Source organism: Stygiolobus sp. RP850M (assembly GCF_037389295.1).
Taxonomy (GTDB): domain Archaea; phylum Thermoproteota; class Thermoprotei_A; order Sulfolobales; family Sulfolobaceae; genus Stygiolobus.
The window spans coordinates 1-23,956 of record NZ_JBBHKU010000023.1; the positions used below are offsets into that span (position 1 = coordinate 1).

Annotated in this window: 28 protein-coding genes and 1 pseudogene; 19 read left to right on the top strand and 10 right to left on the bottom strand. The window is 39.8% G+C overall.

Annotated elements, in window-relative coordinates; translation table 11 throughout:
• Positions 1 to 221, bottom strand: a pseudogene (locus WIW52_RS01570) (hypothetical protein); the annotation flags it as partial.
• 101 nt (positions 222 to 322) lie between these two features.
• On the opposite strand from WIW52_RS01570, the gene WIW52_RS01575 reads away from it, so the two are divergent.
• Positions 323 to 571 carry a SelT/SelW/SelH family protein gene (locus WIW52_RS01575; protein ID WP_337708169.1) on the top strand — a complete coding sequence of 83 codons (249 nt, stop codon included), beginning with the start codon at positions 323 to 325 and terminating at the stop codon, positions 569 to 571.
• Positions 572 to 891: 320 nt separating this feature from the next.
• On the opposite strand, the gene WIW52_RS01580 is transcribed toward WIW52_RS01575, so the two are convergent.
• Complete coding sequence (locus WIW52_RS01580) at positions 892 to 2,370, bottom strand: cbb3-type cytochrome c oxidase subunit I (protein ID WP_337708171.1); 1,479 nt, start codon at positions 2,368 to 2,370, stop codon at positions 892 to 894.
• A 187-nt stretch (positions 2,371 to 2,557) separates the two neighbouring features.
• On the opposite strand from WIW52_RS01580, the gene WIW52_RS01585 reads away from it, so the two are divergent.
• Positions 2,558 to 3,316 (top strand): enoyl-CoA hydratase/isomerase family protein, encoded by a 759-nt coding sequence (locus tag WIW52_RS01585; RefSeq protein ID WP_337708172.1) that lies wholly within the window; start codon positions 2,558 to 2,560, stop codon positions 3,314 to 3,316.
• Between the two features lie 39 nt (positions 3,317 to 3,355).
• Here WIW52_RS01585 and WIW52_RS01590 read toward each other — a convergent pair whose 3' ends face one another.
• Together WIW52_RS01590 and WIW52_RS01595 are read right to left on the bottom strand one after the other, a co-directional pair.
• Positions 3,356 to 4,345, bottom strand: coding sequence for an ABC transporter permease (locus WIW52_RS01590; RefSeq protein WP_337701960.1), 990 nt, complete (start codon positions 4,343 to 4,345; stop codon positions 3,356 to 3,358).
• On the bottom strand, positions 4,342 to 5,067 hold the full coding sequence (locus WIW52_RS01595; protein ID WP_337708173.1) for an ABC transporter ATP-binding protein: 726 nt from the start codon (positions 5,065 to 5,067) through the stop codon (positions 4,342 to 4,344). The genes WIW52_RS01590 and WIW52_RS01595 overlap by 4 nt, the downstream gene beginning before the upstream one ends.
• 27 nt (positions 5,068 to 5,094) lie before the next feature.
• Here WIW52_RS01595 and WIW52_RS01600 point away from each other — a divergent pair, with 27 nt between their 5' ends.
• The 4 genes from WIW52_RS01600 to prf1 all read left to right on the top strand — a co-directional run bounded on the left by WIW52_RS01600 (position 5,095) and on the right by prf1 (position 8,436).
• Complete coding sequence (locus WIW52_RS01600) at positions 5,095 to 6,039, top strand: AIR synthase family protein (RefSeq protein ID WP_337708174.1); 945 nt, start codon at positions 5,095 to 5,097, stop codon at positions 6,037 to 6,039.
• A complete protein-coding gene (locus WIW52_RS01605; protein WP_337708175.1) occupies positions 6,011 to 6,499 on the top strand; it encodes an NTP transferase domain-containing protein in 489 nt (162 codons plus the stop codon). The genes WIW52_RS01600 and WIW52_RS01605 overlap by 29 nt, the downstream gene beginning before the upstream one ends.
• Before the next feature lie 6 nt (positions 6,500 to 6,505).
• Entirely contained in the window at positions 6,506 to 7,264 is a 759-nt protein-coding gene (locus WIW52_RS01610) for a DUF1614 domain-containing protein (RefSeq protein ID WP_337708176.1), read from the top strand.
• An 83-nt stretch (positions 7,265 to 7,347) separates the two neighbouring features.
• Entirely contained in the window at positions 7,348 to 8,436 is a 1,089-nt protein-coding gene (gene prf1, locus WIW52_RS01615) for a peptide chain release factor aRF-1 (RefSeq protein ID WP_337708177.1), read from the top strand.
• A gap of 46 nt (positions 8,437 to 8,482) precedes the next feature.
• Here prf1 and WIW52_RS01620 read toward each other — a convergent pair whose 3' ends face one another.
• Entirely contained in the window at positions 8,483 to 9,103 is a 621-nt protein-coding gene (locus WIW52_RS01620; RefSeq protein WP_337708178.1) for a phosphoribosyltransferase, read from the bottom strand.
• Between the two features lie 85 nt (positions 9,104 to 9,188).
• Between WIW52_RS01620 and WIW52_RS01625 the strand changes: the two genes are divergently transcribed.
• From WIW52_RS01625 to WIW52_RS01640, 4 genes are all read left to right on the top strand, one after another.
• Entirely contained in the window at positions 9,189 to 10,001 is an 813-nt protein-coding gene (locus tag WIW52_RS01625; RefSeq protein WP_337708179.1) for an S-methyl-5'-thioadenosine phosphorylase, read from the top strand.
• Positions 9,971 to 10,771, top strand: a complete 801-nt coding sequence (locus WIW52_RS01630; protein ID WP_337708182.1) for a hypothetical protein — start codon at positions 9,971 to 9,973, stop codon at positions 10,769 to 10,771. The genes WIW52_RS01625 and WIW52_RS01630 overlap by 31 nt, the downstream gene beginning before the upstream one ends.
• Before the next feature lies 1 nt (position 10,772).
• On the top strand, positions 10,773 to 11,624 hold the full coding sequence (gdS-2, locus tag WIW52_RS01635; protein ID WP_337708183.1) for a hexaprenyl pyrophosphate synthase: 852 nt from the start codon (positions 10,773 to 10,775) through the stop codon (positions 11,622 to 11,624).
• 204 nt (positions 11,625 to 11,828) lie between these two features.
• Positions 11,829 to 12,545: a RimK family alpha-L-glutamate ligase gene (locus WIW52_RS01640; protein ID WP_337708186.1), complete on the top strand. Its 717-nt coding sequence runs from the start codon at positions 11,829 to 11,831 to the stop codon at positions 12,543 to 12,545.
• Between the two features lie 46 nt (positions 12,546 to 12,591).
• On the opposite strand, the gene WIW52_RS01645 is transcribed toward WIW52_RS01640, so the two are convergent.
• The 3 genes from WIW52_RS01645 to WIW52_RS01655 are packed head-to-tail and all read right to left on the bottom strand — an operon-like array spanning position 12,592 to position 14,562.
• Complete coding sequence (locus WIW52_RS01645) at positions 12,592 to 13,047, bottom strand: Lrp/AsnC family transcriptional regulator (RefSeq protein WP_337708187.1); 456 nt, start codon at positions 13,045 to 13,047, stop codon at positions 12,592 to 12,594.
• On the bottom strand, positions 13,044 to 14,054 hold the full coding sequence (locus tag WIW52_RS01650) for an NAD(P)/FAD-dependent oxidoreductase (RefSeq protein ID WP_337708189.1): 1,011 nt from the start codon (positions 14,052 to 14,054) through the stop codon (positions 13,044 to 13,046). The genes WIW52_RS01645 and WIW52_RS01650 overlap by 4 nt, the downstream gene beginning before the upstream one ends.
• 1 nt (position 14,055) lies before the next feature.
• Positions 14,056 to 14,562: a hypothetical protein gene (locus WIW52_RS01655; RefSeq protein ID WP_337708191.1), complete on the bottom strand. Its 507-nt coding sequence runs from the start codon at positions 14,560 to 14,562 to the stop codon at positions 14,056 to 14,058.
• 107 nt (positions 14,563 to 14,669) lie between these two features.
• On the opposite strand from WIW52_RS01655, the gene WIW52_RS01660 reads away from it, so the two are divergent.
• A complete protein-coding gene (locus tag WIW52_RS01660; protein WP_156007811.1) occupies positions 14,670 to 15,209 on the top strand; it encodes a phosphoesterase in 540 nt (179 codons plus the stop codon).
• Here WIW52_RS01660 and WIW52_RS01665 read toward each other — a convergent pair.
• Positions 15,199 to 15,429 (bottom strand): hypothetical protein, encoded by a 231-nt coding sequence (locus tag WIW52_RS01665; protein ID WP_337708193.1) that lies wholly within the window; start codon positions 15,427 to 15,429, stop codon positions 15,199 to 15,201. The two genes, WIW52_RS01660 and WIW52_RS01665, sit on opposite strands and share 11 nt — an antisense overlap.
• Positions 15,430 to 15,533: 104 nt before the next feature.
• Here WIW52_RS01665 and WIW52_RS01670 point away from each other — a divergent pair, with 104 nt between their 5' ends.
• Positions 15,534 to 15,911, top strand: a complete 378-nt coding sequence (locus WIW52_RS01670) for a DUF5751 family protein (RefSeq protein ID WP_337708194.1) — start codon at positions 15,534 to 15,536, stop codon at positions 15,909 to 15,911.
• Positions 15,912 to 15,969: 58 nt separating this feature from the next.
• A complete protein-coding gene (locus WIW52_RS01675; RefSeq protein WP_337708196.1) occupies positions 15,970 to 17,331 on the top strand; it encodes a digeranylgeranylglycerophospholipid reductase in 1,362 nt (453 codons plus the stop codon).
• Here the strand turns inward: WIW52_RS01675 and WIW52_RS01680 are convergent.
• Positions 17,302 to 18,909 carry a DUF2070 family protein gene (locus WIW52_RS01680; RefSeq protein WP_337708197.1) on the bottom strand — a complete coding sequence of 536 codons (1,608 nt, stop codon included), beginning with the start codon at positions 18,907 to 18,909 and terminating at the stop codon, positions 17,302 to 17,304. The genes WIW52_RS01675 and WIW52_RS01680 overlap by 30 nt on opposite strands.
• Positions 18,910 to 18,936: 27 nt before the next feature.
• On the opposite strand from WIW52_RS01680, the gene WIW52_RS01685 reads away from it, so the two are divergent.
• The 6 genes from WIW52_RS01685 to WIW52_RS01710 are packed head-to-tail and all read left to right on the top strand — an operon-like array spanning position 18,937 to position 23,950.
• A complete protein-coding gene (locus WIW52_RS01685; protein WP_337708199.1) occupies positions 18,937 to 19,227 on the top strand; it encodes a hypothetical protein in 291 nt (96 codons plus the stop codon).
• Entirely contained in the window at positions 19,214 to 20,008 is a 795-nt protein-coding gene (locus tag WIW52_RS01690) for an HAD-IIA family hydrolase (RefSeq protein WP_337708201.1), read from the top strand. Before WIW52_RS01685 ends, WIW52_RS01690 begins: the two co-directional genes overlap by 14 nt.
• Before the next feature lie 35 nt (positions 20,009 to 20,043).
• Positions 20,044 to 21,744: a succinate dehydrogenase flavoprotein subunit gene (locus tag WIW52_RS01695; protein WP_337708203.1), complete on the top strand. Its 1,701-nt coding sequence runs from the start codon at positions 20,044 to 20,046 to the stop codon at positions 21,742 to 21,744.
• 16 nt (positions 21,745 to 21,760) lie between these two features.
• A complete protein-coding gene (locus WIW52_RS01700) occupies positions 21,761 to 22,717 on the top strand; it encodes a succinate dehydrogenase/fumarate reductase iron-sulfur subunit (protein ID WP_337708204.1) in 957 nt (318 codons plus the stop codon).
• Position 22,718: 1 nt separating this feature from the next.
• Positions 22,719 to 23,591 carry a CoB--CoM heterodisulfide reductase iron-sulfur subunit B family protein gene (locus WIW52_RS01705; RefSeq protein WP_337708206.1) on the top strand — a complete coding sequence of 291 codons (873 nt, stop codon included), beginning with the start codon at positions 22,719 to 22,721 and terminating at the stop codon, positions 23,589 to 23,591.
• The gene (locus WIW52_RS01710) at positions 23,591 to 23,950 is read left to right on the top strand and encodes a succinate dehydrogenase (RefSeq protein WP_337708209.1); all 360 of its coding nucleotides are present in this window, start codon (positions 23,591 to 23,593) and stop codon (positions 23,948 to 23,950) included. Before WIW52_RS01705 ends, WIW52_RS01710 begins: the two co-directional genes overlap by 1 nt.
• The last annotated feature ends 6 nt before the right edge of the window (positions 23,951 to 23,956 follow it).

Consider the following 23,956-nt stretch of genomic DNA (forward strand, 5'->3'; position numbering starts at 1 on the left):
TAAGACATCATATACGAACCGGGGCATAAGAACTGTTTGCCAACTACTATTGCATCTGGCTCAAGGCTTAGAATAGCGTCCATCGTCATCTCCTTGCTTCCAACACCAGGGTTCTCGTACTGTTCAACTTCCTTCTTTTCCTCGTTTATAATTCCTATTATTTCAGCTTCATCTAAGGGTTTTAAATTATAGTCTTTATCATATGTTACAGCTATTTTCATTTCACTTACTATCCAATTACGGGGATAATAAATTCGCATTAAATAAAGGTTTGCAATTATTCGTTATCAAATTATTTTAAGCAAGAAATAAGATAGTTCTCATGGAAGGCAAGACCCACGTTAAGATAGTGTATTGTAGACCATGTGGCTATCTGGATAGAGCATTAGATCTAGCAAGAGACGTTCTAAGCTATTTTGAAAATACAATCATTGAGCTAGAGCAAGGTAGTAACGGTATATTTGATATTTATTTGAACGGAAATTTGATCTTCTCCCGCTATAAGGAAAGGAGGTTCCCACAAAACGAGGAAATCCTTAAGGAGATAGGAAAGCTTAAGATGTCGATATGAATTAAGATAAAAAGTACAGATGAAGAGAAGAAATAGGGAGAAAAATTAAAAAAAGAGAAAAATTTAAAAAAAAAAATTAAAATTTTCTAGGAGGCTTGTCTCGATACTCTATGGGCAATACCTATCTTCTCTAGTTCGGTCTTAACTAGGTTAAATCCTTTAATTACGCCGTTAGATACTGGCTCTACAATTGCTGACATAGCAACTACTGTGTGGTTAGTAAATGTGGTGTTAACTTTAGTGAAAGGTAGGGTAAGTTATGGTGAGAGTGTAAGTTTGGGTGAGGTTACTAATTCGTTAGTCATGACGTTTAGTGGAGATTATGATATAGTCGTAGCTAATATCTGCCCGTCTATGAACGCTGGGGAAAGAGGATAAACTTCTTCTTTCCTTATTAGCCCTGATAATCCGAGTTCAGAGAATCCAACTATAAGCATTATTGTACCTATTAAGTAGCCCCAGAAGTGTGCCCACGCCATCTTGGCTGAATACCAAGACCTCTGTGTCATCATCGGTAACATTAAGTATAGAGCAGCAAATCCAGCAGGAACTATTGAGAACAATATCATCGCATGGAAATGAGATACTACGTAATAGCCCTCATGAGATATTGCGTCAAATGAAATAACTGAATTGGATATTCCCATAACACCTCCATATATTGAACCAGCGAAAGACAACACTGTCCAAGCTGCTAGCAGGTTCCACTTAATATTAGCTCCTTTTACAGTAGCAAACAAGTTAAAGAATGTCATCATTGAAGGCACTACAATACCCTCTGTCAACACCTCTACCAACACTTTTACTTCGGGAGGTAAATTAACCATGTATAGGTGGTGTATCCCTAGCGGACCGGTGGAGAATATTAAGTATAGTACTGCAGATACCCTTGCCAACTTTTCACTGTATAGTGGTTTACCCGCAAGGGTCGGTATCAGTAAGTACAAGGAAGCTACAGCTGGGAACCATGCAATATAGACTATTCCGTGCCATAATGTCACAAAGGATATCTGGTCAGCAATTACGTTGTAACCTACTAACTTGTAAAATGCTAGTAAGTCCCATAGTGTAGTCACTACTTCACCAGAATAGCTCTCTAACATTAATATTGCTACTACTAAACCGAACACCAGAAATATAGGTAATTTTTCATTCCTACCCTTTGAAGCAAGGTAGAAGTGATATACATACCAACCCGTCATTAAATATATTCCAGCGTCCATTAAAAGCCATGCTATGTACCAGAAGGGAGATACTACGTATAGGGAGTATCCAGGGATTCCTATTGGTGCAAGGTAGTACCAACCAGTAGCACTAAAATAGTTGTCAAAACCTTGTTGTTGAGTTATAATAATAGGGCCTTCGAAGAACATGAAAGAGATGTTGAATAATACGAAGCCTAGGTTAAACACCCACTTAGCTCTCGGCTGGATTAGCAACATCCTAAATGTGAAGTAAATGAATACTGCAAGAATTAGTTGTTGAGCAAACCCGAACAAGTCCCTGATTGCGTGAAGTGTTACAGACGCGTACCATTCCTGAGGAGTTAGAGGTAAGAACTGAGCTACCCCCCAAGCAAACTCTTGAACTCTAACCATAAAGGCGTCTATAATCCCTAGAATACCCCATATGACGCTTAGTACTATCATTCCCATTGTAACTCTCGTAACCCACTCCTTATCTAATTGGAATAATGCCTTTACTAAATCAGCCAGTTTTCCCATAACGAAGTTAAATCCCAAATATCCTCCAATTACAGCTCCTCTAATAAGCCCCCTCAAAAAGTCTCCTGCGCTCATTTTAATCTACCTCACATTTTTTATTTAATCTGATATAAACGTAGTTTTATAAAAGATATATATGTATTTCAAATCTTTTTAAAATAATACTTAAATATGGTGAAAAAATATCGATAAAATAAAGTAATTTTTCTAACAAAATAGATCAGAGAAAGTATTTATTTCTCTAGCATAGGTATAATCAGGGATGAATACCTTAACAACTGAGGTATTAAAAGATTATGCTAAAATAACCTTCAACACTGGCGGAAAATACAACGTAGTGAATAAGGAATTTATGTACGACGTGATCGATACATTAAGGAAGTTAGACAGTGATAAGGACGTAAGGTTTATAGTGCTAACTGGAGCAAACAAGAACTTTGGAGCTGGAGCTGATATAAAGGAGCTAAAGTTGGCAAATGAGAACAGAGAATATGCAACGAATTTTTTCTCTACAATGTTCGAAATGTATAGAACCATTATAAATCTCAACAAACCAGTAATCTCGATCGTAGAAGGAATAGCTTACGGTGCGTCAATGGAAATACTTCTCGTTTCGGACATCGTGATTGCCTCTTCTTATGCTAGATTTGCGGCACCTGGGGCTAAGATAGGAGTATTCCCACCAGTCCTTGTGACTATAGGTAAAGATGTTATAGGAATTAATAATGTGATCAGGATTGCCCTTTTGGGAGAAGAACTAAGTGCTGAGGAAGCAAAACAGATAGGGCTAGTCCACTTCGTAAGTGATAACTTGGAAGGTGAAATACAGAAAGTTATGGATAAACTCAGACTTATGGCTCCTTCGTCTCTAATGAGTATGAGAAGACTTATTTTCAAAAAGTATGAAAGTGAGTTAGAGTCAGCTTTCAAACTTCTCATAGATCAAGTTTTAACTAAAGACGCAACTAACGGGATCTTAGCGTTTTTGACAAAGACGAAGGCTCCTTGGGTTCCACAATAAGATTATAAAGTGTTTTTACTTTTTCCCCGTCAGTTTATCTTATACCTCTCTGAGCCTTAACAACCTAGAACCAATTCCCAAGAATACTACGGTAAGGATGAATATCACTCCTAAATACACCGGGTTAGGAAGTTCACCGAGGACTAATGTTGCTCTGACCACATCGTTTAGCAATGATACTGGCTGGTACTCGGCAAACACCTTCAGAAATGACGGAAATATAGAGGGAGAGAAGAAAGCGTTACTGATGAACATTAAAGGTAAAACTAGGAAATTGGCAACTATGTTAGACAAGAACACTTTCTCCTTGGGTGTTAAACCAAGAATCGCTGCACCTAAACCTGAAAACATAAGAGTCCCTAATACTAGACCTGCTAAAAACGGAAGTCCTAGATCTGGCAAAAAACCCATTAACGCACCTACTACTAAGGTAGCGATAGAAGAGAGAATTGTGATTACTACCTCGTAGATCATCAAAGCCAAGACCCATTCATAATCCTTTATTGGCGATGAGGCTAACCTCTCTACAAGCCTATCTCTATAATATCCACTACCAACACCGGTTACCCCAAACAGACCATTAGATAGGGTTATTACTCCGACTACACCTGAAATCTCATAAGCTACTGGAGTAGCTCTCGTAATAGTTTCTTGAGCTGTAAATGGTGTTTGCTCATGTAAGTAATACAAAGACAGATATGACTTCAATAAGGGAATATAGTTACTTGTCAGTTGGCTGTAATATATTACTTTAGAAGTAGAGTTAACAAAAATTGCGTTATACAACGTGACGTAATTGGGATTACCTCCAACATAAGCAATAAATAGTTTACTCTGATTGAGGTATGAAGCTATTTCCCCACTATTATTTCCGGCAACATAAACCATTATATGGAGTTGAAAAGCTTGACCGAGTAATGAGAAAATGAAGGCGAGTATTAATGGAAATACTATTACAAAGCCCAGGGTAACTCTACTTCTCAAATTGTCTTTAATGATCGCAACTGCAGTAGGGATAACGTTCCTCATTGATCAACACCCTCTAGTTGTCTCATAAGCTCTAAGTAAGCTTCCTCTAAACTTTCCTTTTTGAACTCATTTACGAGTTCGCTTGGAGTTGACAACTTAACGATCTCACCCTTATAGATTACAGCTACACGGTCTGAGAGCTTTTCCGCCTCGTCTAAGTAATGAGTTGCCAAAAAAACTGTGATCCCCTTGTCCTTCAAAGACTTCACAACCTCCCAAATGTTCCTCCTAGACTTGGGATCTAGACCAACTGTAGGTTCGTCTAAATAGACTATCTTTGGATTACCGACTATTCCACAAGCTATCGCTACCCTTCTCTTGAGTCCTCCAGATAACTCCCTAAACTTTTTATCCTGATGTTCTTTTAACCCCAACTCCTCAATCACGTCGTCCACAGTGTCAACTTTGTAAAGCTTTGCGAAATACTGGATATTCTCTCTTACAGTCAATTCGGAGAAACCCTGAAACTCCTGAGGTACTACACTTACGATCTCTCTTATCTTCTTACAGTCCTTCGGAACTTCATAACCTGCTACAGTAACTTTTCCCTTAGTTGGTTTAAGGATGCAGGACAAGATCTTTATGGTTGTTGTCTTCCCTGCACCGTTGGGTCCTAAAAAGGAGAAGACCTCGCCTTCTTTCACTCGTAGCGATATCCCTCTTAATGCCTCTACTCTGTTCTTGTAAACCTTCCATAAGTCCTCGATGACTATGATGTCCATAAATATCATTGTCGTTTATTTACTATTATGCGTTTCGGAAAAATTCCAATTAACTCATTTTTAAACAAAATTCCTCATGAGGACTGCGTAGTTTGTCCAAGTATAGGTGAAGACGACGCTTACGTAGATGTAGAAGGCAAATATTTGGTAATCCATTCGGACCCTATAACCGAGGCAGGAAAGAATGCCGGTTTTTTATCAGTAGTTGTTGCGTGTAACGATGTTAATATGAAGGGAGTACGTTGTAGGTGGGTAACCACGGTTCTATTGTTGAAAAGTGAGGACTCACTTGACAACGTAATTGAGGGGATAAACGAAGCTTGTAAACTACTCGGATGTAATGTAGTAGGCGGTCATACGGAAGTAACTCAAGGGGTGAAGAGAGATATTGTTGTAACTACTGCCTTCTCCTTCTCAGATAAGATAATGAAGTTATCCGACGCTAAAGAGGGAGATTACGTATTGGTTTTCGGAACGGCGGGAATAGAGGGGACTTGGATTCTCGCTAATGAATTCGAAGAGGAGCTTTTGAAAAAGGGGGTAAGAGCGGAGGTCATAAAAAGATCTAAAGGATACAAGTACAAGATCCCAGTACAAGACATTGCATTAAAGGTAAAGGACTACGCTATAGCGATGCATGATGCTACGGAAGGCGGTGTTTACCAAGCCTTGCTTGAGGTAGCCAAAGCCTCAAACCTAACTCTCGAGGTAAAGTCTGAAATTCCGGTGTCGGAAGAAACGGCAGAAATAGCGAGAGCGTTGAATATTAACCCGTATCAACTCATTTCTTCAGGTTGCTTCATTACGGTTGCTAAGAGTCCCGATGTTAAAAAACTGGAGAGTATTGGAGGTAAGGTAGTAGGTGTACTTAAAAAAGGAGAGCCGAAGCTAATTATTAACGGTAAAAGTTATACCGAAGACTTCGAAGAGGAGTTGGTTAGAATTGAAAGCTATTATAATGGCGGGAGGTAAAGGAACTAGGTTCACCCCTTTAAAACCACTAGTGGAGGTTTGTGGCTTACCCTCTTATTATCGCGTTTATCAAGTAGCTAGGATGTTTGCAGAAGAAGTCTTCTTAGCAATTACTAATTCTTCTCCTTTAATTTTCTCTGCATTGTCTAAAATAATAACAGAGGGACGAGGTTATGAAATGGATGTATATGAAGCTGTTAAGACGGTAGGTGTCCCGACTTTAGTCTTTCCAGCTGATACCCCTATTATACCTATTGACGCTGTTGAGATCCTCATCAGTTCATGCGAAGCGGATATTTGCTCCTTGAAGAACCACGGGGATTACGTAGGGATAAGCTTGTGGAGGGGGTTTAACACGAGTAATTATCAAGACGTAGAGTACTCCTCTTCAAAGATTTATAATGTGAACACGTATGAGGATTACGTTAGAGTGAATTATTTATGCAGGATAGGAGTATAATGTTCAATGAGTTACGAGAAACCACCTAGAATTTTAATTATATATCATGTAAGGGGGATACTCGCAATCGTCTACATTTTTTTCGCCTTTTTAATGCTGATAGTCACTATTGGTTATTTCACATTCCTCTTTAAGAGTATTGGTTTAAACGACGTGTATAGCTTTCTCTTAGCTTTCAGTTTCTCATTTCTCAGTTTTGCCTTCAGCCCGGTTAATATAGTCTTAAAGGAGATAGATAGGGAGGCATTGATGCCCAGTGTTGACGTAATTTATGTTTTCGGCATTCCTTTGTACGTACCAAGACTTTCATACGAAATAAGGAAAACTTTAGTTGCGATAAACGTTGGGGGAGCAATCGTACCCGTAATAATATCCTCTATCTTATTGATTTTCACTGCTGAACTTTCCTATTTTATCCCTCTTCTGATTATGGTTAACACGTTGATAGTAGTTCTAGTTTCTCATCACTTTTCGAAAGTAATGCCCGGTGTAGGAGTCGCAATGAACCCTTTGATTGCGCCAGTCACTTCATCATTCGTGAGCTTGATCTTCTTCTTTAGTACACCACTTTTCGTTCCTATTTCCGCCTACATAAGTAGTGTTTTAGGAACACTCATCGGAGCCGACTTACTTAACATGAATAAGATCATTAAGGCAAGTCCACAGATAGTGAGCATTGGAGGTATGGGGACGTTCGACGGCATTTTTTTGTCCGGTGTATTTTCGATAATGATCGGGGAATTTCTTCTGGCACTAGTCAGGTGACATTTTTTCCTTTCACGACTTTAATTTTATAAGGTGTTGTCACGTAAATATATCTCGATTAGGGATGAGTCTTTGACAAGTACTTGATAAGTAGACAAGAATTAAAGGTTCTAATTAGAGAATTAAAGAAATGGAGTGCACCAGCAACAGTCCTACTCTCCTTATACATACCTCCGGGCAGACCTGTACCAGATGTTCTTAACCTATTGAGACAAGAAGCGTCTATAGCACAGAACATTAAGTTAAAGCGAACGAGAGACGCTGTAACTTCAGCTATACAGTCCGCTATTGATAGGTTAACCCAAATCAATAAAGTCCCAGATAACGGTTTAGTATTGTTCTGCGGTGAAAACTTCGACACAAATGATTTCAAATGTTTCATGTTCTCGCCACCCGAAAAAGTACCCATATTCTTCTATCGTACTGATAAGTCTTTCCATACGGAATTCTTGGAGGACATGGTAGAGGAGTCAGACGTATATGGGTTAATAATAGTTGAGAGGGACTATGCGACGATAGGTATACTGAAAGGTACCAGAATTCAAGTCTTAGAGGAGTTTGAGGGTTTCGTTCCAGGGAAACACATGATGGGTGGTCAGTCACAGCGAAGAATTGACAGAATCATTGAGGAAATGTACGCTAACTTCCTTAAAGAGGTAGGAGAGAAAGTAAATGCGTTCTTCATACCGTTCGTCGAAAACAAAAAGATGAAAGGGATATTAATAGGAGGTCCCGGGTACGCTAAAAAGGACTTTTACGAAGGGGACTATATGGATTACAGGCTGAAGAAGCTAGTATTACAACCATTGTTTGATGTACCAGATCAAGGTGATGCAGGACTTAAGGAGTTAGTAATGAAAGCTCAGGATTTACTGAAGAACCAGAAGTACATTCAAGTGGAGAACTTACTTGAAGAGATAAAATACCACCTTGCTAAGGATGACGGACTTGTGATTTACGGAATTAGTGATATAAGAAAAGCGTTACAGATGGGTGCGATAGACTCACTAGTTGTGTATGATGAGCCTGGCTCGGAGCTGGAGAAACTGGCACAAGAAGCGGAGAACTACGGTGCGAAAGTGTACGTGATAGGAGATGAACTTCCTGACGGGGAATGGGTAAAGAAGACTTTCGGAGGAGCTATAGGTAAGCTAAGGTATAAGGTATACTAGGATAATAATTAACTCACTTTTTAGCAAATCACATTTTTATCGCATGCTAAGATAAGAGATCTCTTCTTTTCATTTCTTGAAGTATTTTCTGTAATGGAATAGGTGGTTTTACACCATAACTTTCTAAAAACTTCTTCTCTAGCTCCTCAGTTTTAACCCCCTCATTCATTAGTTTTCTTACAAGGTTTATTTCGTCCTCCCAGTAGTTCCAAGGATACATAAACCATGTCCAGTCCTCCACTATTGAAGCTACATAATCTGGCTTAACCTTAGCTACTGGCTTAATGTATTGCATTGTAGCTGTCTTGATCACTGCAGGAGAGAAATTCTCAGATACGTATTTCTTCGCTAACTCAACACTGTCACCGGTATCAGTTATATCGTCCACAATCAAAGTCTTCTTACCACTTAAGTCCAGCCTATACGCGTACTTAACCTTAGCCTGAGGAGTGTGTGAAGCGGTTTCCACCCAATGTTCTACCTTTATGGACAACACATCCATAACTCCTAATACATCGGCAACTATTCTTGCTGGTACCAAACCTCCCCTTGCTATTGCTATTATTACGTCGGGTTGATATTTATCCTCTTTAATTATTTCCGCGAGTCTTGTTGACCACTCTACAACTTCATCCCATGTTACTACCTTAACGGGTATCTTAGGCAATTCAACACTCCCATGACATCTATATCTAAACCTTTATCAAGTTTATGGTTTATACTTTTTATATCTGAACGTAAAAAACTCTTTGATGATTGAACTAAAAGATAAGACAACAATCGGGATAATAGGGGGTTCTGGAGTATACGATCCGAAAATACTCACAAACGTGAAGGAGATAAAGGTCTATACACCTTACGGTCAACCCAGCGACAACATAATTCTCGGTGAGTTAGAGGGGAAGAAAGTGGCCTTTTTACCCAGACACGGAAGAGGACATAAAATCCCTCCTCATAGGATAAATTACAGAGCTAACATATGGGCGTTAAAAGAGTTGGGGGTTAAGTGGGTAATTTCTGTCTCAGCTGTTGGGAGCTTAAGGCTCGATTATAAGCCTGGCGACTTCGTAATCCCTGACCAGTTCATAGACATGACAAGAGGTAGAGAATATACATTCTTTGACGGTCCCGTAGTCGCTCACGTATCGATGGCAGACCCATTTTGTAACCACCTCAGAAGGATAATAATAGAGTCAGCGAGGGATTTGGGAATAACTACTCACCCTTCCGGCACCTACATATGTATAGAGGGTCCTAGGTTCTCGACAAGAGCCGAAGGTAAGGTCTGGAAGGAAGTCTTCAAGGCTGATATAATAGGGATGACTTTGGTTCCAGAAGTTAACTTAGCTTGCGAGGCACAGATGTGTTACGCGACTATAGCAATGGTTACGGACTACGACGTTTTCGCGGATATACCAGTTACGGCTGAGGAGGTTACTAAAGTCATGTCCGAGAACACTGAAAAGGCCAGAAAGCTCCTATACGAAGTTATCAGGAGGTTACCAGAGAAACCTAATGACGGAGAGTGTAGTTGTTGCAATTCCCTAAAGACCGCTTTAGTCTGAACCTCTTCTCGATTCCTTTTTTATCCTCAATCGGCTCGGATTTCACTATAGTGTACAACAGAAAGAGTGAATTGGAAGCGTTCACTCTTTACAGAGCCCTTTCACAACTGTCGGAGAAAGTTGTGAGGCTCGTTAATTTATACGACTTCTTATTCTCGGAGAAGCCTTACGCGGACGTTAATAACGTAATTGCGTTTCTACACGACAAAAACGACGTCATCCCTTTTTTGGACTCCATGTGGTCTCTAGGAGGAAAAGGATATCTGATAACGTGTAACGTAGACATGAAGAAGGAGAAAAGTAAGGGTGATGTGGAAATCTTGAGTAAAGAAGGAGAGTTATGTGAAATGGAGACGTCTTTATCTCTCCTCAAGGAAATCTCGTCCATAAACAAAAACAAGAGGAGTGAGGAAATATTAAAGGAGCTTAACTCCCTTAACACATTAGAGGAATGGTTGAAAGAAAAAGTTAAGGAAGTAGATTTCAACGGTTTAATTGTTCTCTCCCCGCTTCTTTTACCCGCACGCAATTTAATGCAGAAATACCTTAATACTGAAATAAAGAGCCACGAGGATTTTCTTGATTCTAGCAATACATATACATTTATAACTACTGGAGCCGATGTTTTAACGGTCAGGCGTATGGAATTCGAACTTAGGGCTAAAGGAAAGAACGTGAGGGAGATTATCTTCGACGTTGACCCTTTACTTGCACCAGTTTATTTATCAATTTTAACATATTTATTTAAGCAACCCGCGAGAGTGTTATGAAGTGGATTTTCTAACTTATTGGCGACGTACTAAAGAGATCGTTGATAAGCTCATTGAAGATTACTTATCAGATATAAAGGACTGGGAGTTATTGGAAGTGAGTAAATACATTCTGAAGGACGGTAAGAGGTTCAGGGCAACGCTTACCATGTTCTTCACTGAAGCTTTAGGAGGGGAACAGTCGAATTCATATAAAGCTGCTTTAGCCTCTGAAATCCTTCACTCATCTTCCCTAGCCTTAGATGACATTGTTGATTACGACCTTACAAGGAGAGGAGTGGAGGCGGCTTGGGCAGTTTACACAAACAGAAGGGTAATATTCATTACCAACTTTCTTATTCCCTCCGCATTGAACATTATCTCGAGTTACGGGGAGAGGGCATTAAAGTTAAGTATTGACCTCTGGAGGGACACTGCTATAGGTGCATTAAAGGACATTTTCGGTACCCCTGTAGATTATATGAAGACTATAGAGTATAAGACTGCGAGTCTCTTTAAACTGTCTACAATGCTGTCTGCTTTTGCAGCGAAAAGAGAAGAGGTGGTGGATATTATGATAGAATTGGGAAAAGAACTGGGAATAGCTTACCAGCTCATAGACGATTACATAGACGTGTATAAATACGAAAAAGGAGAGTTGAAGGTATTGGTAGGGAGTGCAAAACAGCTTTATGACTTGAAAGGTGCAGATTACAAGGAATATGTTAAGGCCGAATATACTAGTGCTGTATCTAACTATTTATCGTTGGTGAGAAAAATAGACGTAAGACAAGAGTTTAGGGAAGCTGTAATATCTATTCCCGACTTCCTTACAGCGGGTTTACTTAACGAGGCGGGTATTAATAAACTATAAAAACGACTCATATGAGGAAAAGATTGGTGATAACTTATTAAAATTGCAGTAATCCACGAGTCTCAAAAGGTCACTGAGGCTTCTAAGCAACTACTTCTAGAAATAAAGAATAATGGTCATATTGCAATATATTTAAGGATTTCACAGATAAATCCGGTCATTACGACTAATGGTGTAGAATTTACATATGGAGGAAAGACATTAATGATAGACGGAGGAGTCGTAAGGAACTTAGGTTTCATATCCTCCACTGAACAACTTATCAAAAGATTCGACACTCTGAAAGCTATGGAAAACAACGGTGTAACGTTAATTAATAGGCCTGAATCCATGTTCATCGCTAGAGATAAGTTTAGCAGCTTAGTAAAGCTAAAAAGTGCAGGGATCCCCATACCTGAGACCGCATTAGTGGAGAGTCCCTTTGAAGCTATGAGACTTGCAGAGCGATGGAAAGAGGTGGTAATAAAACCCTTGGTGGGAAGCCTTGGTCTCGGAGCAGTAAGAGTTACAGACCCAGATATAGCGTTCAGGATAGCTAAATCAATTTTGTCTGTAAATCAACCCATGTACATACAGAAATACGTGAGAAAGCCGGAAAGAGACATAAGAGTCTTCGTGGTTGGAGATAGAATAATAGGCAGTATATACAGGATAAACAAAACCTCTTGGAAGACCAATGTTGCTCAAGGGGCTTTAACACAAGTTATCCTACCGGACAAATACCTTGAGGAGATAGCATTGAAGTCCACAACCGTCTTGGGACTTGATTACGCTGGTCTCGACATAGTCGAGGATTTAGATGGTGGTTATAAAGTGCTTGAGGTAAACGCGGCTCCGCTCTGGAAGGGATTTTATCAAGCGACTAACGTAAACCCTGCAAAATATATTATCCAGCACCTGATTCAGAAAATTAAGAAATGAGGACTAAAAAACCGGCTGAAAATGTGATGACGAGCTCTCGCACCGATCAGTCTAAAATTACACTTCTCAATTCCTTAATAGTCCGTAAGACGAACATTGTATATGTTGAAGTTACTCCGTCCATATTTCCTATCATATCGAGAACCTTTGCTAACTCCTCCCTTGTTTTAACTCTCACCTTTAATAACGCGTAAAATTCACCGGTTACATCATAAACCTCCAAAACCTCTTTGAACTCGGAGATCTTCTTCAAGATTCCCTCATATTTTTTGGGATCAGCTTTAATCATAACGAAAGCTACCACGTTATAACCTATCACTTCAGGGTCTATATCTACGTAAAACCCCTTTATGACACCGTTCTCTCTCAGTCTCTTCATCCTCATGTGTATTGTAGATTCACTTAAATTCAGCATTTTAGCTATCTTAGAAAACGGAGTCCTCGCATCTTCCTGAAGTATCTTTATTATCTTTTTATCTATATCATCGAGAATATAGGTCATAATAGTGACCTCCCAAACAACTTAATTAAATCGGACATGCCAAAGTCTCCTATAGCTATTCTATATACAAGGTCTGGGTCACTTTTAGTTATTAGCTTAGAAAGTAGACCAATACTTATGATTTTCTTCTTGACACTATCTATTATTTTAGCTTGGGCTTGAATCGTGAAGTATAGTTTTGAGGCTTTGAACTCCTTAACGAAATCCTTATCCCCTAAAAGCGTATCAGCGTAAATTTTGGAGCTCAGTATGGAAGGTCTTATACCCTCTCCAGTGAGAGGATATACAGTACCTAAAGCTTCTCCGACATAAGTCTTCTCGTTAAGCCTCAACTCATCTATACCATAATCCGAGACCCTAGCCCCGTGAAAAGTGAATACTCTACCCTTCACTAATTTAGATAATCTTTCCTTTAGAAAACTAACATCGGCATAACCTCCTATCCCTATCTTACTACCTTTATCATCGGGGAATATCCACGCATATCCTAACAAATCGCTGTAGAAGTAAAACTCAACTATCTCTGGGTCTATCTTGTAGTCCGTAATATATTGAATTGCCGGTACCGTATGATCCTTAGGTAGTTCATAATGACCGTTAGAAATTACTACCTTATCCGCGTTAATCTTCTCACCGTTAACCAAATAGTACTCCTCTTTACCCCCTTCTCTCTTCCTGATGACTTTTGAATTAAACTTAACGTTGAGCCTTTCGGCAAGATGTTTCAGAAACAAGGGTTTATTTATAATATAACCGAGAGTTTGTTTTCCCCTTATGTCGTGTATAAGCTTATCGTTCAAATAAATCCTGAAGCCTTTGATCTCGCTAATTATACTATCTTTCGTGATCGGGAGTAAGGACTCAACCCCGCTCATAAGACCCCAAGCACAAGGTTTTTTTCCGACATCGTCTAACGCTTCATAAACAGTAGCGTTATATTTTGTACCTTTCAAAAACCAGGCTAAAGATAGTCCAGCAGGCCCTGCACCTACTATCGCTACCTCCATTTCACCCACTTCTCCTAAAGTATAAAAATACCAGAATAGCTACCACTAAAGTTCCTGAATATAAAATTATTAGTGGGTAAAATGAACTCAAAAACCTTCCGATCACAGAACCTATTATCAGTACCAGAAGAAAAGGTACGTAACCGTTGCTGAAGTAAAGTAAGTCCTTACTAATCATAGAGGGTAATATGTCTTTCAGCAAAAGGAGGAATTGGACTATGAATGGTATTATGAATATTAGACCAGTCTCCGCAAAAAGTTTCGGTTTTGAATAGGCTGAGAAGAATATCCCTAACGTTACACCTACGGCGAATACACCGGAGAAGTACGTCCCTACTACCTTTCCCTTAAGTGTTTCCCAAGTACGGTTAGAGTACATAATATAAAGAACTATAATGAGACCTATTGCTGAAGCTACTAAGAACGCTGGATAATTTAAAGCATATGCTGGCACTGTGGGAAGTATAAGCAATATTACCGAAAGTAACACCGTAGTCCTCGTCTCCAATTTGGTTCAAAAAGAATAATGAATACGAGTTATAAAATTCTAATGCTAACCCTTTCTGAGAAAATAAAAAATAGTTAAAATACATAATAGTAATAACGGGTTTAGGATTGAAGATCCTAGTAATGGGTAACATAAGGTTTCCAGAACCGCACGTCGAAAGTACATTATCTTCGATAATCAAAAAAGAAGAACCAGAGACTATTGTGCTTGACGGGGATACTACTCAGTGTTACTGGGACTACGAGTGTCCAAGAGTTATTGACGTCCTATATGTTATAAGGAGTATAGCCCCTTGGGCTCAGATAGTCTATATTCAAGGAGATATGGATCCTCATGCATTGAAATGTATAATGGCAGAACCTAGATATAGGGAGGAAATTATAGGTACTACAATGTACATAGCGGAGGTCTCCTCGGTTAAATACTACATACTACACGGGCATCAAGGTGACGTAGATCAGCTCAGGAGGAACGTAGGAGCAGGTCCTTGGGATTGGATAATAATTGCACAACAGAAAAGGCTTGAGATAGATAAGCTGGCAAGAGTTATATACGTAGGTGGTATCACTAGGGAGTACCCGCCGGAAGCTAGAGGATACTTAGTCATTACTGATTCTTCTCACTTCCTACGCCAAATTAAGAGCTGACCCCGAACCTTGCTCTTCTTATCATTTCGTAAATCTTGACGTCGTAATAACCTTCCTCCACGTCATATTCATCTCCCTCACTCCAAACGTTGTAGGAATTAATCCAGACAGCGTCTTTTTCACCCTTAGTGAATACTATTTCAGCCCCTAACTTCCTTAATTTCCTAGTAATCTCCTCAATTTTCTCGTCGAATTTTCGGTATATTATTTGTGCTATCACAATATAATATTGTAGTGTTTACAATAAATGAGATATTAGAAAATACTCAGTATTTCCTCAAACCAGCGAAAAACACTAATACTTTACAACAAGAGCAAAAATAGATGAAAGCATTACTAGTCCTTGTAGCAATGAAAGATGAAAACTTAGAGAAAACCTTTAGAAAGATCTTTGCAGACGTGAGGTCAAGCGGGGCTAAAAAAGTGCTTATTAACGTAATATCACAACAACCTTTCCATAAGGTCGTGGATTACATAAGGGAGCCAATGTTAGACAATATAGACATAGGATACGAACTTTTCTTATGGAAAAGGGAAGATATGGCTAAAGTCGTAGAGGAAAATAGCAAAAAAGAGTTTGATGGAGTCCTCTTATACTGTGATAACGAAAACAGGAGTTTGATAGAGAAATTATTCTCTCAATTACCTAACAATATTCGCGCAAACTTACTTAAGGATAACTGCAGAAACCCTAGTGTATAGATAAGTAGAAAATAGTTTTAAAGCCTACTAATTGAGTAAGAGAAATAGCGTGAATAGTTTGAAGGAATTAAAATATGATGTGTTAATCATCGGAGGCGGTTTTGCAGGTGCAAGTACTGCTTACCACCTAGCAGGACACGGACTGAAAGTCCTTCTAATAGACAGTAAAACTTGGAACAGAATTGGAGATAAGCCCTGCGGAGATGCTGTAAGTAAAGCCCACTTCGATAGGCTCGGTATGCCTTATCCGAGAGGGGATGAGTTGGAGAACAAAATAAGCGGTATAAAATTGTACAGCCCCGATATGGAGACTGTTTGGACTGTTAAAGGGGAAGGATTCGAGCTTAACGCACCGGCTTATAACCAAAGGATACTCAGAGAAGCAGAAGCTAAAGGAGTAGAGATATGGGATCAGACGACCGCAGTAAAACCCATAATTGATCATGATACTGTCGTAGGTGCTGTATTGAACAATAGAAGAACTAATGAAGAAGTTACGGTTTACACTAAAGTGGTAGTTGAAGCTACCGGTTACTCCAGAAGTTTCAGAAGCAAACTACCTCCAGTCCTTCCAGTAGCTGAGGACTTAGACGAAAGGGATACAGATATCGCGTACAGAGAGGTCTTATTAACTAAAGACGATGTAGAAGATAGTGACTATTTGAGGATCTATGTGACTCAAAAAGCCTCCCCCGGAGGTTATTGGTGGTACTTCCCCAAGGGTAAGGACAAAGTAAATGTGGGACTGGGAATTCAAGGAGGTATGGGATACGGAAGTATCCACGAGTATTATAAGAAGTACTTGGACACTTACGCACCTGATGTGGACAAAAATAAGTTGTTAGTAAAAGGAGGAGCACTTGTTCCGACGAGAAGACCCCTCTATTCAATGGTCTGGAATGGAATTATAGTAGTCGGCGATTCAGCTTATACAGTTAACCCAGTTCACGGCGGTGGTAAGGGCTCAGCAATGATCTCAGGGTACTGTGCAGCAAGGACTATCTTATCAGCATATGAGACTGGTGACTTTACTACAAACGGTCTATGGAACATGAACTTATGCTACATAAACGAATACGGAGCTAAACAAGCCAGCTTAGATATATTCAGAAGGTTCCTACAAAAACTCACCGATGAGGACATAGATTACGGGATGAAGAGGAAAGTCATAAAGGAGGAAGACCTACTTGAGGCAAGCGAGAAAGGGGACTTGCACTTATCAGCTGCCGATAAAGCTATGAGAGTTATATCAGCTTTAGGTAGACCCTCTCTACTGTTCAAGTTAAAGACCGTTGCTGACTACATGAAGAGGATAAAACAACTATACCTCAACTATCCTCAATCTCCTACAATGTTAAACCAGTGGAAAGAAAGTGTAGATAGGACGATACTAGAGTTTAATAACGCCATTAGTAATTAGTATAAGCAACAAAGACAACATCAACGGGGAAACTAGTGGTATCCAAAAAGTCCTTATTGTGTAGTTTCCCACCTCTTCCAAAGCAGTTACAAAGTTCGAAAGCATTTTTCCTAAAACTTTTACACCTTTTACATCTATCTCCTTAACACTAACCTTTACCTCCTTCAATTCTGAGATTGCATCCCTCGTTAGGTTTTCGGCAAGATCTAATAATTCTTTGCAATATTGTGCTGGTAAATAAAGATCTCTTATTGAAGACGCAGTACACGTGTGATCATCGGGTGTAACTAAAAGAGGGAAGTCCACAAGCTTACCTATTCTTTCTCTAATCGCTTTAGTGAGAGAAGGATCGGAGTTATTGGCATATAGGTAAATTATCCCTACTTTCTTTTCCCCATCTGAAATTACTATCACCCTCACCACATTCTTACATAGTCCTTCACAATTCTTCACCATACCTTCCTTTATAGCTACAAGTAGTGGTTTTAACGTAGCTGATCTCCTGAACTTTTTCACGTTCTCTACGTTTTCTATTATACATTTATCCGAGTGACTTGGTAATTCCTCACTTAAATACTCGTTATGACAGTCAACAATATAGTCTGCACCCTTTGTCACATAATCCCACAGTTTCAAGGGCAGGTCATCTATCCCCTTGCCAGGTCTCTCAACGAATGTGAGGGATGAGTTTGAAAACAATAATGTAACACCCCTGAAATTACAACGAGAGCTCCAAGGGTATATCCCATAAAAGGTTTGATCCTTCCAGTTTGTCTCGTTAATCTCTTCGGAAAAGACTAACTTAGCTACCTCCTTTGTTTGCTTATTGCTTGTAATATCTATCTCATGACTACCAGGACCGTGAAAAACTATGTTGTTTGGATTCAACTCTTCTAAGTGGTAAAGGAACTTAGAACTACCTATTTCACCGCTTAGCCCGAAATGTATTTTCGGCAGGACAAAGAAGTGATCTGTAAACCTAAACATACCGATCCTTAAGTTAGTTTTAATCCCTAGCCCGTCAAGGAATTTCTCTAATGCCTCGTAGTCCTTTTTAACTATCCCTTCTATGAAAGGTCTTACAATCTGTAACGACTTGAGACCCGTAAGCTTTTCTCCCTTTCTGTTCAATAAATAAACGTAAATGTAGAAAATACCCGTAATTGTAATGGAATAAATTAATATGTCTAACCTAAAGCCAAAAGCTATAGACGGTACAAAAGTGGACAAAAACATAATTAAAGTAGCTTTTGCTTCCGACTTACTAGCTAAGCTTCCATATCCGACTAGAGGGGCAATAATGCCGAAGGACAAGAGGAAGTCTCTCGAAAAAAAGGGAAAAATAAGGTAAATAAATGCAGTTAAGTCTAAGAAAAACAATGTAACTTTTAGCTCTCTCAGGAGAATTAACATTACTGATAAGTATAAGATTAATGAGATGAAATATTCTATTCCTAGCGTTAAGCTTCGTAAGTAGACTAAAGCGCTCTCAAGAACCGATATGCCGGAAATCACCTTAATATTAGGTAAACTTTTAATCTTCGAGTAATATTTTCTCGTAATAGCTTCAGAATTCACATTTTTAACAGTGATATGGGGGTTAAAATGTTGTTGTCTAAGGACGACTTAGGAGTGGATAAATTGCTTAGGAAAAGTAGCGACGAATGTGAAATTTACATAGCCGAGAAGGGAGGAAAAGTGTTTCTAATAGGGGTTTACAGCGGACAATATAGCAAATACTACTTTAAAATCACCCCAGCTTTTACCGGAAAATGGAATTGTGAAAGATTATTATACTACCCCTTCGGGTATTTCGGCTTTAGTGATAATGAAAGTGAATTAAAAATTAAGGTCAGCGAAAAAGTTAGAGAGTTTGAGACAAATGTCCTTAAATGACTACGAGTTAATAATTAGTGACGTTGACGGAGTGTTGATGAGAGAAGAAGAACCAATATGGCCTAACATATATGCGATAAGAAATTTGATCGATTCCGGCCATAAAGTATTACTCCTAACGAATAATTCAGGTTTTAGTAGAGTTCTCCTTTCTAGACAACTCAATTCCTTAGGTCTGAAAATTTCTACCGACCATATTATAACTAGCGGTACTGCTGCTGCGATCTACATGAAAGAGAAAACCGACATAAAGACCGTATTTGTAGTAGGAGAGGAAGGGCTTGTAGAGGAACTTAAAAACCACGGCTTTAGGCTCCTAAACATGAGAGACTTAGAAGAGGAGACACCTGACGCTGTAGTTATAGGCTTAGACAGGCTTTGCACATACGAAAAACTCTCCGCCGCAATGAGGGCAGTATATAACGGAGCTAAATTCATTGTTACTAACATGGATAGACTATGGCCTTCTAGGGACGGTCTTAAACTGGGTGCTGGAGCGTTGGCCAATGCCATCTCCTATGCGTTGAAAAGAACACCAGACTTTGTCGCTGGTAAACCTAACCCTTGGATGATCGAGGTAGCTTTCATGATAACAAAATTAGACAGAGGGTTTAACAAGGCCGTCATGATAGGAGATCAACTCGAGACTGACATAAAAATGGGGATCAACGCTGGTATAGACACTGTTCTAGTTTTGACAGGTATTTCTACCGCTAAGGACGTGGAGAATAGTGATGTTAAACCTAAATTTGTTGTACGTACCTTGCAAGAATTGATATGAACAAGGTTTTTAAATGAATTTACGTCAATCATCTTATGGAGAAAGTTAATTATGACGTAGTGGTTATCGGGGCTGGTTTAGCTGGATTGATGGCTTCTCATGAAATAGCTTCTTCCGGATATAGTGTTGCCGTCATTTCAAAAGTTTTCCCCACACGATCCCACTCTTCATCTGCTGAAGGAGGAATAGCCGCGTACATAGATGGAAATTCTGACCCTAATGACAACCCCGATTACATGGCTTACGACACGATTAAAGGAGGAGACTATCTTGTAGACCAAGATGCGGCAGAACTTTTAGCTTACAAATCAGGTGAGATCGTCAAGATCCTAGAAAGTTGGGGTACATTATTCAATAGACAACCCGATGGTAGAATTGCCGTAAGGTATTTCGGAGGGCAGACGTATCCTAGAACCAGGTTTGTTGGTGATAAAACTGGAATGGCACTTCTCCATACTGTTTATGAGAGGACATCAGGTCTTGGAAAAGTTGACTTTTACTTCGAGTGGTTTGCGTGGGAGCTAGTTAGGGACGAGAGCAGGGTCAGGGGAGTAGTTGCCTTCGACATGAGGAACATGATTCCGGTATTCTTCAAAGCTAGGGCTGTAGTAATTGCTTCAGGAGGCATGGGGATGCTGTATAAACACACCACTAATAGTTACATCAACACTGGCGACGGATATGCAATGGCTCTGAGAGCCGGTGTAGCGTTAAAAGACCCTGAATTCGTTCAGTTTCATCCCACAGCTCTCTATCCGTCAGATATTCTCATAAGCGAGGCAGCGAGGGGCGAGGGAGGAATCCTCAGAAACAACAAAGGAGAGAGGTTCATGGCTAGATACGCCCCTAAGAAACTCGATCTAGCACCTAGGGATATAGCCTCTAGGGCTATCCTTACCGAAGTTAAGGAAGGTAGAGGGTTCCCTGGTGGATATGTAGGTCTTGACTTAACACACTTAGGTGAAGAGTACATTAAGGAAAGACTTGCCTTGGCTTATGAAGCTGCAAAAGCCTTCGCTGGAATTGACGCTACCAAAGAGATGATACCGGTAAGACCGGCTCAGCACTACTATATGGGAGGTATAGATGTAAACATTGAAGGCAGAAACCCCGACATAATAGGTCTATTTGCTGCTGGCGAAGCCGCATGTGTTTCTGTGCACGGTGCTAATAGGCTAGGTTCCAACTCCCTGCTGGAGACTTTGGTTTTCGGTAGGGAAACTGGAAGAGCCGTAGTTGAGTTCCTTAAGTCCTATACTGAGCCATCATCAGATATAGATAAAGAGGCTGAAAAAGCGGAACAGTCAGCTTACGACGTTGTCAAGAGAGAGAGTGGAGTTCACTTCGGAGAAGTAGTCAATAAATTAAGGGAGGTCATGTGGGAGGACGTAGGTGTGTTCAGGAATGAGGACGGGATGAAAAACGCGGTATCTGAAATACTAAAGCTGAGAGAAATGGCAAAAGACACTTACGTATTGGATAAGTCGAACATTTACAACACTGAGTTCTACAACGCGTTAGAGATGAAGAACATGCTGGACTTAGCGTTAGTTATAGCTTCAACCGCACTTAACAGAAAGGAATCTAGAGGTGCCCATTACAGATTAGATTATCCGAAGAGGGATGATGAGAACTGGCTAAAACACACAATTGCATATTTGAGGGGGAACACAGTAGAGATAACCTATAAGCCCGTTAAAATTACCAAGTGGAAACCTGAGGAAAGAGTATACTAAATAAAAGGTGATGGTCATGTCCTTACAGAACGAAGAAGCGGAAGTAATAATAAAAGTAAAGAGGTTTTCCCCAGAAAAAGGTAACTGGTGGCAGGAGTATAAGTTGAAAGTAGATAGGTTTACACAGTTTACTGAAGCCTTGAGAAGGATAAAAACTGAACAAGACCCGACCCTAGCTTACAGAGCGGCATGCCACATGGCTGTATGCGGTAGCTGCGGGATGAAAATAAACGGGGAGCCGAGGCTAGCGTGTAAGACCCTAGTCTTAGATATGGTAAAGAAGTATGAAAGTAACGTAATCACTATAGAGCCAATGGACTACTTCAGACCGATCAAGGATCTGATAGTAGATTTAGATGACTTTTACCAGAGAATGTATAAAGTAAAGCCGAGACTTTATCCAAACGAGCAAGTTTTAAAAGGAGAAGCTGAGCACAGGTTGAAGCCCGAAGACCAGAGGATGTTGTGGAAGTTTGCACAGTGCATATGGTGTGGGCTATGCGTATCTTCTTGCCCGAGTGTTAGAAACGACCCAGAATTCTTGGGCCCTGCAGCTCACGCAAAGGGATTCAGATTTTTGGCAGATCCGAGGGATACAATTACTGAAGAAAGGGAGAAAATATTACTAGATAGTGCATGGAGATGCACTTATTGTTACATGTGTTATAACGTGTGTCCGAGAGATGTTGAGCCTGTTACTGCGATAAAGAAGACTAGGGCTTATACGAAGATAGCTAAGGTGAAAACACCGATTATAGAGACCGGAGAAAAACACACAGAAGCAGTGTTCAATTCAATTTTCGAAAGCGGAAAAATTGAGGAAGCAAAAGTTTACCTAAGTACTTATGGCCTCATCGGATCCTTAAGGGATATGATATTCTTACTACAGAGCGGTAAACTAAAGTATGCTCTTATTAAAGAGAAACCCGTAGAGAATATAACTGAAGTGAGAAAGATATTAAGAGGTGAGTAAAATGTCCTACGCCTATTACCCTGGCTGTGCATCTCACGGACTTTCGAAAGATGTGGATATAGCTACTAGGAAGGTCTTTGAGACTCTTGGTCTCAAGTTAGAGGAAGTCAAAGACTGGAACTGCTGCGGGGGAGGCTTCTTAGACGAATATGACGAAATAGGTCACATTGCCTTAAATCTCAGGAACTTATCCATAGTCGAGAAGATGGGCCATACTAAAATGGTCACACCGTGTAGTGTATGCTTACACAGTCACAGATTAGCTACGTTCAAGTATAAAGAGAATAAGGAATTGAGAAAAGAAGCAGAAAAGAGAATGAAGGGAACCTCGATTAGTTATCAGGGTAAAGCAACTGCAGAACACATAGTGTGGGTATTAGTAAGAGACGTAGGAATTGAGAAAATCAAGGAAAGGGTAAAGAGACCTTTAACTGGATTGAAGGTAGCATCTTACTATGGTTGCCAAATGCTAAGACCAGAGGAAATCATGGGTTTTGAACCCGCATTTAAACCTCATAGTATGGAAGACCTGATAGCTGCTACTGGTGCTACCCCAGTTCCATTCCCTATGAACAAGGCTTGTTGTGGATTTCCTCTAATGGGTAGCAATCCTAAAGTTGGGATTAAGCTCGCTTTTAATGTACTCAAAAGTGCCAAGGATCAACAAGCGGACATATTGGTTCATCCTTGTAGCCTCTGCCACTTACAATTAGACTCGCTACAAACTAGAATAATGAGTGAATTTAACGTGAATTGGACAATGCCTGCGATTTATATCACGCAATTGCTGGGACTAGCTTTCGGATTTTCACCCGAAGAGTTAGGGATAGGTAAATACGCTACCGAAATATTAAAGAGTAAGGGTGTTATTTAATGGATGAGGAAGCTATTATTAACGTTTTCACTAAACTAGGAGGAAAGATTACGAAAGGCTGGTATACAGTAAGTGAGAGGCCTGGTAAACCACCGTTTGCTAAGGAATTTGAGTACTCTTTCGGTAATTTCTGGGGGAAAGTTCACTTAAGAAATGAAGGAGACTTATACGTTTATATTATTTCTAAGGATGTATTTAATTGGAAGGACAGAGTTAAAGATCTAAAGTTAAGAGGAGAAATCGTAGACGCTGCAGGCGGTCTGATGTGGATAAAAGAAGAAAATGAGAAAAACTTAGAAGAAGACTTGAAATATTTACAGTCATACCTTTCTTCAGTAAAAACTTCCTCATCACATTAGTCAGAG

Coding starts and splice junctions, on each gene's coding strand:
- WIW52_RS01700 (WP_337708204.1), top strand. CDS start 21,761: ATGTCCTTACAGAACGAAGAAGCGGAAGTAATAATAAAAGTAAAGAGG.
- WIW52_RS01710 (WP_337708209.1), top strand. CDS start 23,591: ATGGATGAGGAAGCTATTATTAACGTTTTCACTAAACTAGGAGGAAAG.
- WIW52_RS01575 (WP_337708169.1), top strand. CDS start 323: ATGGAAGGCAAGACCCACGTTAAGATAGTGTATTGTAGACCATGTGGC.
- WIW52_RS01625 (WP_337708179.1), top strand. CDS start 9,189: ATGATTGAACTAAAAGATAAGACAACAATCGGGATAATAGGGGGTTCT.
- WIW52_RS01705 (WP_337708206.1), top strand. CDS start 22,719: ATGTCCTACGCCTATTACCCTGGCTGTGCATCTCACGGACTTTCGAAA.
- WIW52_RS01600 (WP_337708174.1), top strand. CDS start 5,095: ATGCGTTTCGGAAAAATTCCAATTAACTCATTTTTAAACAAAATTCCT.
- WIW52_RS01590 (WP_337701960.1), bottom strand. CDS start 4,345: ATGAGGAACGTTATCCCTACTGCAGTTGCGATCATTAAAGACAATTTG.
- WIW52_RS01695 (WP_337708203.1), top strand. CDS start 20,044: ATGGAGAAAGTTAATTATGACGTAGTGGTTATCGGGGCTGGTTTAGCT.
- WIW52_RS01685 (WP_337708199.1), top strand. CDS start 18,937: ATGTTGTTGTCTAAGGACGACTTAGGAGTGGATAAATTGCTTAGGAAA.
- WIW52_RS01580 (WP_337708171.1), bottom strand. CDS start 2,370: ATGAGCGCAGGAGACTTTTTGAGGGGGCTTATTAGAGGAGCTGTAATT.
- WIW52_RS01610 (WP_337708176.1), top strand. CDS start 6,506: ATGAGTTACGAGAAACCACCTAGAATTTTAATTATATATCATGTAAGG.
- WIW52_RS01690 (WP_337708201.1), top strand. CDS start 19,214: ATGTCCTTAAATGACTACGAGTTAATAATTAGTGACGTTGACGGAGTG.
- WIW52_RS01595 (WP_337708173.1), bottom strand. CDS start 5,067: ATGGACATCATAGTCATCGAGGACTTATGGAAGGTTTACAAGAACAGA.
- WIW52_RS01640 (WP_337708186.1), top strand. CDS start 11,829: ATGATAGACGGAGGAGTCGTAAGGAACTTAGGTTTCATATCCTCCACT.
- WIW52_RS01645 (WP_337708187.1), bottom strand. CDS start 13,047: ATGACCTATATTCTCGATGATATAGATAAAAAGATAATAAAGATACTT.
- WIW52_RS01670 (WP_337708194.1), top strand. CDS start 15,534: ATGAAAGCATTACTAGTCCTTGTAGCAATGAAAGATGAAAACTTAGAG.
- WIW52_RS01650 (WP_337708189.1), bottom strand. CDS start 14,054: ATGGAGGTAGCGATAGTAGGTGCAGGGCCTGCTGGACTATCTTTAGCC.
- WIW52_RS01585 (WP_337708172.1), top strand. CDS start 2,558: ATGAATACCTTAACAACTGAGGTATTAAAAGATTATGCTAAAATAACC.